The 12,808-nt window shown below is 72.0% G+C and carries 12 protein-coding genes and 1 riboswitch; of the genes, 3 read left to right on the forward strand and 9 right to left on the reverse strand.

Going from position 1 to position 12,808, the window contains the following annotated elements; genetic code table 11:
- Positions 1-122: 122 nt before the first annotated feature.
- Positions 123-253, forward strand: a riboswitch (SAM riboswitch).
- Positions 254-264: 11 nt separating this feature from the next.
- On the forward strand, positions 265-1,530 hold the full coding sequence (thrC, locus tag C503_RS0115705) for a threonine synthase (protein WP_018683173.1): 1,266 nt from the start codon (positions 265-267) through the stop codon (positions 1,528-1,530).
- Positions 1,531-1,588: 58 nt separating this feature from the next.
- Here the strand turns inward: thrC and C503_RS0115710 are convergent, their stop codons facing one another.
- The 9 genes from C503_RS0115710 to nadD all read right to left on the reverse strand — a co-directional run bounded on the left by C503_RS0115710 (position 1,589) and on the right by nadD (position 9,569).
- A complete protein-coding gene (locus C503_RS0115710) occupies positions 1,589-1,999 on the reverse strand; it encodes a helix-turn-helix domain-containing protein (protein ID WP_018683174.1) in 411 nt (136 codons plus the stop codon).
- Between the two features lie 76 nt (positions 2,000-2,075).
- Positions 2,076-2,285, reverse strand: coding sequence for a hypothetical protein (locus C503_RS0115715; RefSeq protein ID WP_156893245.1), 210 nt, complete (start codon positions 2,283-2,285; stop codon positions 2,076-2,078).
- 445 nt (positions 2,286-2,730) lie between these two features.
- Positions 2,731-5,175 carry a ComEC/Rec2 family competence protein gene (locus C503_RS0115720; protein WP_084477142.1) on the reverse strand — a complete coding sequence of 815 codons (2,445 nt, stop codon included), beginning with the start codon at positions 5,173-5,175 and terminating at the stop codon, positions 2,731-2,733.
- A gap of 226 nt (positions 5,176-5,401) precedes the next feature.
- The gene (locus C503_RS0115730; protein ID WP_018683178.1) at positions 5,402-6,079 is read right to left on the reverse strand and encodes a ComEA family DNA-binding protein; all 678 of its coding nucleotides are present in this window, start codon (positions 6,077-6,079) and stop codon (positions 5,402-5,404) included.
- Positions 6,080-6,286: 207 nt separating this feature from the next.
- Complete coding sequence (locus C503_RS0115735; protein ID WP_018683179.1) at positions 6,287-7,123, reverse strand: DegV family protein; 837 nt, start codon at positions 7,121-7,123, stop codon at positions 6,287-6,289.
- Between the two features lie 11 nt (positions 7,124-7,134).
- The gene (gene octT, locus C503_RS0115740; RefSeq protein WP_018683180.1) at positions 7,135-7,872 is read right to left on the reverse strand and encodes a diglucosylglycerate octanoyltransferase; all 738 of its coding nucleotides are present in this window, start codon (positions 7,870-7,872) and stop codon (positions 7,135-7,137) included.
- 5 nt (positions 7,873-7,877) lie between these two features.
- On the reverse strand, positions 7,878-8,492 hold the full coding sequence (locus tag C503_RS0115745) for a histidine phosphatase family protein (protein WP_018683181.1): 615 nt from the start codon (positions 8,490-8,492) through the stop codon (positions 7,878-7,880).
- Positions 8,489-8,875 (reverse strand): ribosome silencing factor, encoded by a 387-nt coding sequence (rsfS, locus tag C503_RS0115750; protein ID WP_018683182.1) that lies wholly within the window; start codon positions 8,873-8,875, stop codon positions 8,489-8,491. Before rsfS ends, C503_RS0115745 begins: the two co-directional genes overlap by 4 nt.
- Positions 8,876-8,978: 103 nt before the next feature.
- Positions 8,979-9,569: a nicotinate-nucleotide adenylyltransferase gene (gene nadD / locus C503_RS0115755; protein WP_084477143.1), complete on the reverse strand. Its 591-nt coding sequence runs from the start codon at positions 9,567-9,569 to the stop codon at positions 8,979-8,981.
- Positions 9,570-9,749: 180 nt separating this feature from the next.
- Here nadD and C503_RS0115760 point away from each other — a divergent pair, with 180 nt between their 5' ends.
- Both C503_RS0115760 and C503_RS0115765 read left to right on the forward strand, forming a co-directional pair.
- Positions 9,750-10,436, forward strand: coding sequence for a nitroreductase family protein (locus C503_RS0115760; RefSeq protein WP_018683184.1), 687 nt, complete (start codon positions 9,750-9,752; stop codon positions 10,434-10,436).
- A gap of 245 nt (positions 10,437-10,681) precedes the next feature.
- On the forward strand, positions 10,682-12,763 hold the full coding sequence (locus tag C503_RS0115765) for a RecQ family ATP-dependent DNA helicase (RefSeq protein WP_018683185.1): 2,082 nt from the start codon (positions 10,682-10,684) through the stop codon (positions 12,761-12,763).
- Positions 12,764-12,808 lie beyond the last annotated feature (45 nt).

A 12,808-nucleotide genomic window follows, 5' to 3' on the forward strand; every position in this document is an offset into this window, starting at 1 on the left:
GCGATCCTGCCACGCCGCGCCGACACCGGGGCGGCGGGAAGCGGGCTGGCCTCACCGGCCTGCCGTGCCGTACCGTTGTCGGCACGTCCTGGGCACCGAGCGCCCGGACCACAACCGAATACCGCTCATCCAGAGGGGCAGAGGGATCGGCCCGAAGAAGCCCCGGCAACCGGCGTTACGCGTCACTTCCTCATCGCGAGGAGGCGGACGACCACGGTGCCAATTCCGACCCGCCACGCGGGATAGATGAGGAGATGCCTCGCGATGACCACGTCCGTCGACGTCCAGAACTCCACCGCCCTCGACCTGGGCCCCGCGCGCGCCCTGGCGTGTCGTGAGTGCGGCCACCGGATCCCGCTCGCCGCCGAGTTCGCCTGCGCCGAGTGTTTCGGCCCGCTTGAGGTGGCCTACGAGTTCGGCAAGGTCACTCGGGCGGACATCGAGGCGGGCCCCAGGTCGATCTGGCGCTACCGCGCGCTGCTGCCGGTCCCGGCCGACGTCGACTCGTACCCGAACACCGAGCCGGGCCTGACCCGCCTGGTGAAGGCCGACCGGCTGGCCGCCGCGCTCGGCGTGAAGTCGTTGTGGGTCAAGGACGACACCGGCAACCCGACGCACTCGTTCAAGGACCGCGTGGTCGCGGTCGCGCTCGCCGCCGCCCGCAGGCTCGGGTTCACCGTGCTGGCCTGCCCGTCGACCGGCAACCTCGCCAACGCCGTCGCGGCCGCGGCCGCCCGCGCGGGCTGGGACTCGGTCGTGCTGATCCCGTCCTCGCTGGAGCGCGCGAAGATCCTGACCACCGCCGTGTACGACGGCGCGCTGATCGCCGTGGACGGCAACTACGACGACGTGAACCGGCTGGCCACCGAGCTGGCCGCGGAGCACGAGGACTGGGCGTTCGTGAACGTCAACGTCCGCCCCTACTACGCCGAGGGCTCCAAGACCCTGGGCTACGAGGTCGCCGAGCAGCTGGGCTGGCGGCTGCCCGAGCAGATCGTGGTACCGGTGGCCTCCGGCTCGCAGCTGACCAAGGTCGACAAGGCGTTCCGCGAGCTGGGCGAGCTGGGCCTGGTCGAGGCCACCCCGTACCGGGTGTTCGGCGCGCAGGCCACCGGCTGCTCGCCGGTCGCGGCGGCGTTCAAGGCGGGCCAGGACGTGATCCGCCCGGTGAAGCCGGACACCATCGCCCGGTCGCTGGCCATCGGCGCCCCGGCGGACGGCCCGTACGTGCTGGACTCGGTGCGCCGCACCGGGGGCGCGGTGGAGGACGTGACCGACGCCGAGGTGGTCGAGGGCATCCGGCTGCTGGCCCGCACCGAGGGCATCTTCGCCGAGACCGCGGGCGGCGTGACCGTCGCGACGGCGAAGAAGCTGATCGAGACCGGGCAGCTGGACCCGAACGCGGAGACCGTGCTGCTGATCACCGGCGACGGCCTGAAGACGCTGGACGCGGTGCAGGACCACATCGGCCCGCGGGCGACCGTGCCGCCGTCGGCCGCCGCCGTGCGCGAGGTACTGAACCGCGGCTGACCTTTGTGGACGGCCCGCGTCCGAACAGGACGGTCTGTCCGGACGCGGGCCGAGTCGATCACCCCGCCAGCGCCGCCCGCGGGGCGAACTCGCGGTGGAAGCGGGTGTGCCGCTCCCGGTCGGCGACCAGGGCACCGCACAGGTCGCACTCGACGGGTTCCTGGGCGCGCAGCCCGATCACCCGTGCGGGCACGGTCGGGGCGGTGATCGGGTCGACGACGTCCATCATGTCGGTCCAGGCTCTGCGCCACGGCCCGCCGATGCGGTCCTCGGGGACGCCGAGCGCGGTCAGCATGGCGGTGACGACCTTCCAGGACGGTGGGCCGTCCGTGCGGAAGGCCCTGGTGACGGTGGCCACCGAGTAGCCCATGTCGGCGGCCAGCCTGCGGTGCGCGGGTGCCCCCGCGCCGCGGTGCGCCTGCCGGAGCCGGGCGACGAAATCGGTGATGGCTTGCTGGTACTGGGTCATGCGCGCTCCCCTCGCGGGAGGAAGGCCGGCCGGTGACCCGGGGACGCCCCGGCGGGCGCCCCCGGGTCGGTGGTGATCAGCCCCGGAGCTGCTTCCGGGGTCCGCCCCGGCGCGGCCCCCGCCGGTCGCCGCCGACGCGGTCGACGACGTGGGCCATCCCGAGGCAGATCACCCCCGCCGCGGTGACCGCCTCCCGCGTCGGGAAACCCCGACGCAGCAGCTCGATCACCAGCAGCGGGTACAGCACGACGATCCAGCAGGTCACCAGCTCGCGAGCAGCGAACACCGGCGCCTCTCCTCCCTGTTCGGCACAGACGGGACTCGAATCGCGGATCTCGATTTGCGCGCACACCACGATCCCGTTGTTCACGCGGGGGTGGATGTGCACACGGTGACGATGGCAGCAAGGCGGGAGGACCGCAACCATTTCGGGGAATCCACACCCGAAATGCGTCGACAATGTCGACGGGATGATCACCGCGCGGAGGGAACTCCCCGGTGAACAGCCGGGGAGCCGCCCGAAGCCCGAATGCCCGTCTGTGCCGTCAGGAGGCGATCCGGTACAACTTGAGGCAGGCACGCTCACGCACGGGCGATAATCATGCACCCGCCGAGTAAGCGGAACCCGCTCCGCTGGCTTCTCCATTTTGCACCACCTGCGCCGGACCACACAACCACATTTCGTCGACGACGACGAAATGACCACGAATTGTCCACGCCGCCCGCCCTTCTCACCGCCCCGGAGGTGCTCTCGCCGCACCGCGCGCCACCACCACGGGCCGCCCGCCATCGGCGACCACGGCGCTGTCCCCGTCCTGGTCGGTGCGCGCCACCAGGACACCGCGCCTGGCGAGCTCGGCCAGCGTGCGCGGGCTGGGATGCCCGTAGCGGTTGCCCGCGCCGACGCTGACCAGGGCGACCCGGGCGCCGACCGCGGCCAGGAACGCCGGGTCGGTGTAGCGGGAGCCGTGGTGCGGCACCTTGAGCACGTCGGCGGCCAGGTCCCGGTGCGCGGCGAGCAGGTCGGCCTGCGCGGCCAGCTCCACGTCGCCGGTCAGCAGCACCCGGCCCGCGGCCGTCGTCGCCCGCAGGACCACGGACTGGTTGTTGATCGCCGTACCGTCCTTGTCGTCACCTGTCCTCTCGCCACTCCCCTCCCTGTCGCCCGCAGGCGCCAGTACCTCCAGCGCCAGTCCCGGCCAGGCCATCCGCTGCCCGGCACTCAGCCGCACCAGCGGCACACCCGCGTCCCGGGTCTCCCGCCGCACCTGCCGCCACGCCCAGTCCGGCGCGCGCCCCGACCCGACGGCGACCGCGCCCACCGCCCGATCCGCGAGCACCGCCGACAACCCACCGACGTGGTCGGCGTGCAGGTGCGTGAGCACCACCAACGGCACCTGCCGCACACCGAGCCGATCGAGACAGGCCCGGACCGGCGCCGGATCAGGACCCGTGTCGACCAGCACCGCCCGCCCCTTGTCGGCGGTGGACAACGCCAACGCATCCCCCTGCCCGACATCGCACGCGACCACCGCCCACCCCGGCGGTGGCCACCCGGGCGCGATCACCTGGATCGGGACGACCACTACGACCACCCCGACCAGGCCCAACGCAACCAACACCCGTGCCCGGCGACCGCGTAACAGCAATACGAGGCCGCCCAGCGCCGCGAGCAGCAACGCGCCACCCCACCAGCCCGCGGGCCAGTCGAGCACCGCGCCGGGCACGGCCGCCGCGTGCCTGCCGACCAGGACGAGCCAGTCCACCTCCGGTCCCGCCGCCCGCGCGAACCACTCGGCAGGCACGGCCACGGCCGCCAGCAGCCCCAGCACGGTCGCGGGCGCCACCACCGGCGCGGCCACCAGGTTCGCCACGACCGCCACCAAGCTCACCTGACCGCTCACCCCGGCCACGACCGGCGCCGTGACCAGGTGGGCGGCCACCGGCGCGGCCAACGCCTCGGCGAGCACCCTCGGCACCCGCCGTCGCACGAGCGCCTCCACCCACGGCGGGGTCAACAGGACGAGCGCCCCGGTCGCCAGCACCGACAGCCCGAACCCCACGCTGACGGCCATGTCCGGGTCGTGCACCACCAGCACCACCACCGCCGTGGCGAGCGCGGGCAACGCCGACCGTTCCCGGCCGAAAGCCAGGGCGAGCAGCCCGACCGCGCCCATGACACCCGCCCGCAGCACGCTCGGCTCCGGCCCGGCGAGCACGACGTACCCGACCAGCGCGGCCAGCGCGCCCGCGGCGGACCCACGTGGGCCGATCCGGACCAGGCCGAGCAGCCAGAGGACCGCGAGGCAGACGATGGCCAGGTTCGCGCCGCTGACCGCCAGCAGGTGGGTCAGCCCGGCCGCCCGGAACTCGCCCTCGACGGCCTGGGTCATCCCGTCGGTGTCGCCAACGACCAGGGCGGGCAACAGCCCGGCCGAGTCGGGGTCGAGCACGCCCGCGGCCGCCCGCAGCCCGGCCCGCAGGTGCTGCGCGACGCCCTGCCACCACGGCGCCGGACCGACCCGGTTCGGGGGACCCCGGACGCGCAGCACGGCGACGGTGAGCGACCCCGGCCGGGCAGGCGCGAGGTTGCCGCGTGCGGAGAAGTCCTGTCCCGGCAACAACTCCGCCCATCGCTCGACCGGCGCCAACACCAGAACCCGACTGCTCCCGGTCGCCGCGGGCACGACGACCGACTGAACCCCGGACGGCTGCGCCCCGAACCCGCTCCCCCGCACCGACTTCGGCCGCTCCGCGACGGTGAGCCGCAGCTCGACGGCGTCCGATCGAGCCGCCGCCACCCGCAACGGATCACTCGCCGCGCCCTCTATCCGGCTGGCGATCGGCCAGATCACCAGCGTGCCGCAGACCGCCAACGGCCAAGCCGCGCCGAGAACGGGGCCATGGGCTCGCAGCCCCCGCAGGCCACCGACCACGACGGCGAGCACACCCACCACGACGGCCAGCGACCAGTGCACGAGCAGACCAAGCAGGGCACCCAGCCAGACAGCCAGCGCCGCGGGCACCAACCGCCAGTCGGCCGGGGCTGACTCCCGAGGTCGCGTGTCGAACCACTTGGCCCGCAACACACCCAGCCGAGACGTCGACCCACCCGGCAACAGCCCCACCGCCGCAAGCCGCGCGGCGGATGCCTGTTGCCCGGCCCGCGAACCCATCGGCACCGGATCAGCCGATGCGCCTACACGGTCATCCGAGTTCATCGCCGGACGCTCGCTCGAACCTGAGCGGGTCCCGCCGACATCCTGTGTCATCGGAGATCCCCCTGCCCAGGCACAAGGATCTCCATGACCTCAAGGACGAACACTCCGCTGCCCTCCGACGAGGAGCACGCATAAGTGTCGTCCCAGGCCGGGGACAGCGGTTCGTGGGTGTTTGGGCTGGTCATCGGATGGTCACCTGCTCGCGGAGCTTGTCGAATCGGGTCGGGCCGATGCCCTCTATCTCGCGGAGTTGTTCGACGCGGCTGAAGCGACCATGGGCCGTGCGCCAGTCGAGGATGCGTTGGGCGGTCACGGTTCCCACGCCGGGGAGCGTGTCGAGCTGGGGCAGGGAGGCCGTGTTCAGGTTGACCTTGCCGCCCGGTTGGGACGGCAGGGCCTCGCTCGCGGGCACGCCGACGGCGATCTGTTCGCCGTCCACGAGTCTGCGGGCCAGGTTGAGTGTGGACAGATCCGCGTCCGGGAGCGCTCCACCACAGGCGCGCAGGGCGTCGTCGACCCGCGCTCCCTCGGGCAGGGTGCGCAGGCCCGGCTCGTGCACCTTGCCCACCACGTCGACCACGATCGAGGCCGTGCTTGGCTCGGTCACGACGGCGGCGACCAGGTCCGGCGGTGGTTCCCGGGGCGGCGCCCCGGACAGGCCGAGCACGGCCGTGGCCAGCCCGGCCGCGACCACCACCCCGATCCCCACGAACACCGGTATCCGGCGCTCCCGGAAGCGGCTCAGCAGCGAGGGACCCCGGGGCTCGGGTTCCTCCGCGCGGTCCCACGGCCGCCCGGCGACGGCCGCGAGGCGGTCGAGGACGGTGTCCATCTGTGCGGTGCGTTCGTTGTCTGCCATGTCTCCGACGCTAGAAACCCGGCAGGGCAACGGAAAGCCAGGCGAGGAGCCTGTGGATGGATTCCGAGGGTTGTGGATAACTGGCTGGTCTTCCTCCCGCCACCCACCCCGTCATCCCGGCCCGGCACCGTCCCCGGCCTGGCAACCGCAACCGCCGCCACGGCACCAAGAGGGTCGCGGGACGAGCCGTCACGGACAGCCGACGGCCTAGCGCTGGGAGACCACGACCCCCAGGACGCCGGGGCCGGTGTGGGCGCCGATGACCGCGCCCAGTTCCGACACCAGGCATTCGCCGACGTCGGATACCCGCTCACGGAGCCGGGCGGCCAGTTCCGCGGCCCGCTCCGGCGCGCCCAGGTGGTGCACGGCCAGGTCGACCGGTCCCCCACCGGCGGCGTCGACCGCGAGGTCCACCAGGCGGCCGAGGGCGCGGCTCATCGTGCGGACCTTCTCCAGCGGCATGATCTGGCCGTCGTCCACGTGCAGGATCGGTTTCACCGCCAACGCCGTCCCCAGCAACGCGGCAGCCGCGCCGATCCGACCGCCCCGGCGCAGGTACTCCAGCGTCTCCACGACGAAGAAGCTCCGCGTGCGGGCCGCCACAGCAGCAGCCTCAGCCTCCGCTCCCCCACCTCCGGCAGTGGCCACGGACGCGGCACGCAACACCGCGAACCCCAGCCCCATCCCCGTGGTCCGCGAATCCACCACGCGTACCACGCCCGGACCGAACTCGGCGGCGGCCAGTCGCGCGGACTCCCACGTCCCCGACAGCTCCCGCGACAGGTGCACGGACACCACCCCGTCCGCGCCCTCGTCGAGCAGCCGCCGGTACTGCGCGGCGAACTCGGCCGGGTTGGGCCGGGAGGTGGTCACCATCCGGCGCTCGCGCAGGGCCTGGGCCAGCTCCGCCGGGCCGAGGTCGATGCCGTCGCGCCCCTCGCGGCCGTCGACCCGCACCAGCAGCGGGATGACCCGGACGGCGTGCCGGTCGGCGAGGCCTTCCGGCAGGTACGCGGTCGAGTCGGTGACTACGGCGAGCGGCACGTGCCGGGAGCCTAGTTGGCGGCCGCCCCGGGTGCCCGACCGAGCAGGGGCCGGATCAAGTCCGCGAGAGCCTCGCCTACCAGTTCGTGCCCCGCCCATCCCCAGTGCAGACCGTCCGCGTTGCCGTGGCCGCCCAGGACATGGTCACCCACCACGGATGCCACGTCGAACACCGTCACGTCCGCACGAGCCGCCCACGCGCGGACCGACGCGACCGCGTGCGTGCGCGCGGTGTGCACGTACCCGTACGCGGGCGCGCGGTGCACGGCAGGCAGCATGACCACCGCCGGAAGGTCCGGACGCAACGCACGGATCGCGACGAGAGTGTCGTTCAAGTACCGGACCGTGAGCCGCGCCGGCAGCGCTACCGGCCTCCCCTGCGTCAACCGCGCCAAATACGGCTGCGCCGCGAGATAGGCCTTACGCACGCGCCTGCGCAACGTGTCCGGACGCAGATAGCGGATCCCCTGCCGCAGATACGTGGGCAACGGCGACGGCAGAGTGTCCATGCCACCCACGGCCAGTACCAACACGTCCGCGCGCGGTAGCTGGCTCCACACGCGAGGGTCGCCCACCAGCGACCAGTACGCGTCCCGCGCGGTCCACCCGAAACCGGCGAACATCTCGGTGCGACCGCCCAGGGCCGCGGCGGCGAGATTCGGCCAGATCCGCGGATCGTCGGCGGGGTGGGGACCGTCCGGGCCGTGAAAGCCCAGCGAGTCGCCGAACAACAGCACCGTGGGCGCCATCGGTTCTACCCGGTGATCCCCACGTTGTAGCCGATCAGGCGCCAGGCCATGCCGCTCGTCTCGCGACGGGCCAGCACCGTCCAGTGGCAGTTGCCGATGCCGCCCAGCTGCCACCAGTTGGCCACCGGCAGCTCCAGCAGGCTGCCGGTCAGCGCGGTGATCAGGCCGCCGTGCGCGCACAGCACGGCCGTCTCGTCGGTGCCCTCGTCCAGCGTGCCGACCACCTCGGTGGCCCGCGCGGCGACCTCCACCCTGGACTCGCCGCCGGGCGGGGTCCAGGTGGCGTCGGTCTGCCACTCGGCCCGCCCGCCCGGCCACTCCACGTCGATCTCGGCCCCGGTCTTGCCCTGCCAGAGCCCCAGGTTGGTCTCGCGCAAACGCTTGTCCACGCGCAGCGGCACACCGACGGCGGTGCTGAACGTGGTGGCGGTGTCCATCGCCCGGCGCAGGTCGGACGACACGATCACGTCCGGTGAGAACCGGGCCAGCGCGGGTACCGCGAACCGGGCCTGGTTGCGGCCGATCTCGGTCAGGTGCGAGTCGATGTGCCCCTGCATCCGGCCGGACGCGTTGTAGTCGGTCTCGCCGTGCCGCCAGAGGACCAGCCTGCGCAGCGTCACTCGGCGCCGTCCTCGTCGGCGGGCGGGTCCGCCTCGAACTCGATCCGCGGGCAGTCCTTCCACAGCCGCTCCAGGCCGTAGAACGAACGCTCCTCCGCGTGCTGGATGTGCACCACGACGTCGACGAAGTCGAGCAGGACCCAGCGGCCCTCGCGGGCGCCCTCGCGGCGCACCGGCTTGGTGCCCGCCTCGCGCATCCGGTCCTCGACGTTCTCCACGATCGCGCCCACCTGCCGCTCGTTGGCGGCGGAGGCGATCACGAAACAGTCGGTGATCACGAGCTGGTCGGAGACGTCCAGCACGACCACGTCCCCGGCCTTCTTGTCGGCGGCCGCGGCGGCCGCCACCAGTGCCAGCTCGCGTGCCTCGTGCGTCGCTGCCACGTCACTCCTTTTGCTGCGGTTCCGATCCGGCACTGTCCGTGCCACCTCGCCCGGCCACCTGGCCAGGGCGAACCTCTTGAGGGTACCGGTCGACCGCCACCGGTCATGCCTCGGCGGCGTAGAGACCGCGCTTGGAGATGTACTGCACCACCCCGTCCGGGACCAGGTACCAGACCGGTTGGCCCGCCGCGACCCGCGCGCGGCAGTCGGTGGAGGAGATGGCCAGCGCGGGGACCTCGATCAGGCTGACCGAACCGGACGGCAGGTGCGTGTCGGCCAGGTTGTATCCCGGTCGGGTGACGCCGACGAAGTGGGCCAGGGTGAACAGCTCGTCGGCGCGGTGCCAGGACAGGATCTGCTCCAGCGCGTCCGCGCCGGTGATGAAGAACAGTCGGTCGTCCGGGTAGCGTTCGCCCAGGTCGCGCAGGGTGTCCACGGTGAAGGTGCGGCCGTCGCGGTCGATGTCGACCCGGCTGACCGAGAAGCGCGGGTTGGACGCGGTGGCCACCACGGTCATCAGGTAGCGGTCCTCGGCGGCGCTCACCTCGCGCTCGTCCTTCTGCCACGGCACGCCGGTGGGCACGAAGATGACCTCGTCCAACTCGAACCGGGCCTGCACCTCGCTGGCCGCCACCAGGTGTCCGTGGTGCACCGGGTCGAAGGTGCCGCCCATCACCCCAATCCGCCGCGCCATGTCCGGAGCGTACGGGCGCGACCCGCGCGCGGGGGTCTTGACATGCGGGGATACTCGACTTCTGTGGGCGATGTCTCCCCGCGCGATCGACTTCCGAACACCACCGTTCGGGTCATGACGCGGGTCCTATGACCGGATCGGTATGACCTTCGGCGGCTTTTCGACCGGGAGACTGCCGGCATGGCTTGGATACCGATCCACGATCAGCCGTACGACCCGGTGCCGTACCGGCCGTCCAAGGTGACGGCGGAGGAGTCGTTACGGGCGGCCGCCGAGCTGCGCGCCATGATGGACCAACGGCGCACCGTGCGCGCGTTCTCGAAAGAGCCCGTGCCGGAGCAGGTCGTCGTGGACGCGATCGCGGTGGCGGCCACCGCCCCGTCCGGGGCCCACCAGCAGCCCTGGACGTTCGTTCTGGTCACCGATCCGGAGATCCGGGCGAAGATCCGGGCCGAGGCCGAGCGGGAGGAGCAGATCTCCTACGCGGGCAGGCTCGGTGAGGAGTGGCTCTCGGCGTTGCGACCACTCGGGACGGACCACAACAAGCCGCACCTGACCGACGCGCCGTTCCTGATCGTGGTGTTCCAGCAGCGGTACTACCTGGACGACAACGGCTCGCAGCACAAGCACTACTACGTGGACGAGTCGGTGGGCATCGCGGTGGGCATGCTGCTCACGGCGTTGCACCTGTCCGGGCTGGCGGCGCTGACACACACACCGAGCCCGATGAAGTTCCTTTCCGAGGTACTGAACCGTCCGCGCAACGAGAAGGCCTTCGCGGTGATCCCGGTGGGCTACCCGGCGGACGACGCGACGGTGCCGCAGCTGGTGCGCAAGGACCTCGACCAGGTCCTGGTCCGGTTCTAGGACTCCGGCGGGAGGTCACGACCTCCCTGTCCGGAACCCCGGTCTCCGCATGCCGGGGTCCTGCCTCGCGCGGATGGTGCGCGTCCGCGCGGGGCAGGTCATCCTGGTCGTCCAGGTTCCCGACCATCGAACTTCCAGTGTTCTGATCGGGTGTCCGCATCCGTTCATCCACAACGGGCCCGAGTTGTCCACAGGCCCGCGCGGCGGGGTCGACGGCGGGCGTCGCCGGACGGTATCCATGTCGTGTGGACGACGTGGCATTGCGACATTCGGCGGAGGAGCGGCTCCGGGCCCTGGCGGGCCCCGAGGCGCGGTTGCGGGACGACCAGTGGACCGCGATCTCGGCCCTGGTGGCCGATCGCGGGCGGGCCCTGGTGGTGCAACGCACCGGGTGGGGAAAGTCGGCGGTGTACTTCCTCGCCACCGCGCTGCTGCGCGAACTCGGCGAGGGCCCCACGGTGATCGTGTCCCCGCTGCTGGCGCTGATGCGCAACCAGGTCGACGCGGCGGCGCGCGCCGGGGTACGCGCGGCCACGATCAACTCGGGCAACCCCGAGGAGTGGGAGCGGATCCACGAGGCGGTCGCCGAGGGCGAGGTCGACGTCCTGCTGGTGAGCCCCGAGCGACTGAACAACCCGGACTTCCGCGACGCCGTGCTGCCCAGGCTGACCGCGTCGGCGGGTCTGCTGGTGGTCGACGAGGCGCACTGCATCTCGGACTGGGGACACGACTTCCGGCCCGACTACCGTCGACTTCGGACACTGCTGGGCGAGCTGCCGCCGGGCGTGCCGGTGCTGGCCACCACGGCGACCGCGAACGACCGCGTGGTGCGGGACGTGGCGCAGCAGCTGGGCCTGGGCAGCGAGGACGCGATAGTCCTGCGCGGACCGTTGGACCGGGAAAGCCTGCGGCTCTCCGTGCTGCGGCTGCCCACGGCGCAGGCCCGGCTGGCCTGGCTGGGCGAGAACCTCGCCCGCTTCACCGGTTCCGGGATCATCTACACGCTCACCGTGAGCGCGGCCGAGGAGCTGGCGTCGTTCCTGCGCGAGCGCGGCTACGAGGTGACCGCCTACACCGGACGGACCGAGCAGGCCGACCGGCTCAAGGCCGAGGACGACCTGCTGGCCAACCGGGTCAAGGCCCTGGTGGCGACCTCCGCGCTGGGCATGGGGTTCGACAAGCCGGACCTCGGGTTCGTGGTGCACGTGGGCGCGCCGCAGTCACCGATCTCGTACTACCAGCAGATCGGCCGCGCGGGTCGTGGCGTGCTGCGCGCGGACGTGGTGCTGCTGCCGGGACGCGAGGACAAGGACATCTGGGCGTACTTCGCGTCACTGGCGTTCCCGGCGGAACGGGTGGTGCGCGAGGTGATCGCGGCACTGTCCGATGCCGGGCGCCCGTTGTCCACACAGGCGTTGGAGCCGTTGGTGGACCTGTCTCGGGGGCGGCTGGAGATGGTGTTGAAGGTGCTCGATGTGGACGGTGCGGTCCGTCGGATGCGCGGTGGGTGGGAGTCCACCGGGCAGGCCTGGGAGTACGACGCGGAACGGTACGGGCGGATCGCGCAGGCTCGGGAGGCGGAACAGCGGGCGATCCTGGACTACCAGGAGACATCCGGGTGCCGGATGGAGTTCCTGTTGCGGCAGTTGGACGATCCGCACGCGGTCGCTTGTGGGCGGTGCGACAACTGCACCGGGGAACGGTTGAGCGCTTCGGTGTCCGAGGCCGGGGTGGTTCAGGCCGAGGAGCGGTTGCGGCGGCCCGGGGTGGAGATCGTGCCCAAGAAGCTCTGGCCGACGGGGATGGCCGCGTTGGGTATTCGGTTGTCGGGAAAGATCCCCCAGCCGTTGTTGCCCGGGCGGGCGGTGGGGCGGCTTACGGATATCGGGTGGGGGAATCGGCTGCGGGAGTTGTTCGCTTCCGGGGATGAGGAGGTTCCGGAGGATTTGGTGCAGGCCTGTGTGAAGGTGTTGGCGGCCTGGGGATGGGAGGAACGGCCTGTGGGGGTGGTGACCGTGGGGTCCGGTCGGTTGGCCCGGAGTCTTGGGGAGCGGATTTCCTCGCTCGGACGGTTGCCGTTGTTGGGAGAGGTTCGGGTGAGCGGAGGGGGCGTTCCGCAGTCGAATAGTGCGCAGAGGTTGGCGCGGTTGTGCGGGGCTATGGGGGTTTCGGAGGAGTTGGCGGAGGCGGTTCGGGGGGCGGCGGGGCCGGTTTTGTTGGTTGGCGACCGGGTTGATAGTGGGTGGAGCATGACGCTTGCCGGGCATTTGTTGTGTGAAAGCGGGGCTCGGGGGGTGTTGCCGTTCGCGTTGGCGACGACCAGCTGAGGAACCGGGGGCCGGAACGACCGAGCACGCCAGGATGCCAGGCCC

The organism is Actinokineospora enzanensis DSM 44649 (assembly GCF_000374445.1).
GTDB classification, from domain to species: domain Bacteria; phylum Actinomycetota; class Actinomycetes; order Mycobacteriales; family Pseudonocardiaceae; genus Actinokineospora; species Actinokineospora enzanensis.

Bases quoted from the DNA above. Each gene is read 5' to 3' on its own strand.
- thrC (WP_018683173.1), top strand. From the start codon at position 265: ATGACCACGTCCGTCGACGTCCAGAACTCCACCGCCCTCGACCTGGGC.
- C503_RS0115710 (WP_018683174.1), bottom strand. From the start codon at position 1,999: ATGACCCAGTACCAGCAAGCCATCACCGATTTCGTCGCCCGGCTCCGG.
- C503_RS0115720 (WP_084477142.1), bottom strand. From the start codon at position 5,175: ATGGGTTCGCGGGCCGGGCAACAGGCATCCGCCGCGCGGCTTGCGGCG.
- C503_RS0115730 (WP_018683178.1), bottom strand. From the start codon at position 6,079: ATGGCAGACAACGAACGCACCGCACAGATGGACACCGTCCTCGACCGC.
- octT (WP_018683180.1), bottom strand. From the start codon at position 7,872: ATGGCGCCCACGGTGCTGTTGTTCGGCGACTCGCTGGGCTTTCACGGC.
- nadD (WP_084477143.1), bottom strand. From the start codon at position 9,569: ATGGCGCGGCGGATTGGGGTGATGGGCGGCACCTTCGACCCGGTGCAC.
- C503_RS0115760 (WP_018683184.1), top strand. From the start codon at position 9,750: ATGGCTTGGATACCGATCCACGATCAGCCGTACGACCCGGTGCCGTAC.